1 protein-coding gene is annotated in these 692 nt (G+C 60.7%); it reads right to left on the reverse strand.

Annotation, left to right across the window (positions count from 1 at the left end; genetic code table 11):
- On the reverse strand, positions 1-692 hold a 692-nt coding region (locus tag AZ66_RS29440; RefSeq protein WP_442950334.1), incomplete at both ends, for a non-ribosomal peptide synthetase.

The raw sequence follows: 692 nt of genomic DNA on the forward strand, positions 1-692 counted from the left end.
CGCCAAGCTTTCGATCGTTGGCGAGAGGAACAATTGCCGCAGCGGCACCTCCGCCTCCAGCATCTGGTGAATGCGCGCTACGAGCGTCATCGCTCGCAGCGAATGGCCCCCGATGTCAAAGAAGTTATCGCGGATGCCGACACCCTCCAGCCCCAGCACCTCTTGCCATAGCTGCGCAAGCTTCGCTTCCGTCGTCGTACGCGGCGCTACATACTCCGTTCCCGTACTCAGCGCCCTATCTGGTGCTGGCAGCGCCTTGCGATCCAGCTTCCCATTTGGCGTGAGCGGCATCTTCTCCAAGCGAATGAAGTGCGAGGGAATCATATAGGACGGAAGACCCGCCCCAAGCTTGCTCCGTATCGCCTGCGCCGTGAGATCACCGCTGCCCGTTACATAGGCGCACAGTTCCTGCGTTTCCCCGGTAGCAACGGTCACGACCGCTTCCTTGACGCCTTCAACTCTCAGCAGATGCGCTTCGATCTCGCCCGGTTCGATCCGGTACCCGCGGATCTTCACCTGATGGTCGATCCGTCCTAAATGCTCCAGTCTTCCATCTGGCAGCCAGCGAGCCAAATCGCCCGTCCGGTAGATCCGCTCTCCAGGGAGAAACGGATGATCGACAAACTTCTCTCTGGTCAGCTCTTCGCGTGCCCAGTATCCGACGGGTGACCCCGGCGCCTCCGAGGCATAGC

Source organism: Paenibacillus sp. E194 (assembly GCF_000935845.1).
GTDB classification, from domain to species: Bacteria; Bacillota; Bacilli; order Paenibacillales; family Paenibacillaceae; genus Paenibacillus_B; species Paenibacillus_B alvei_B.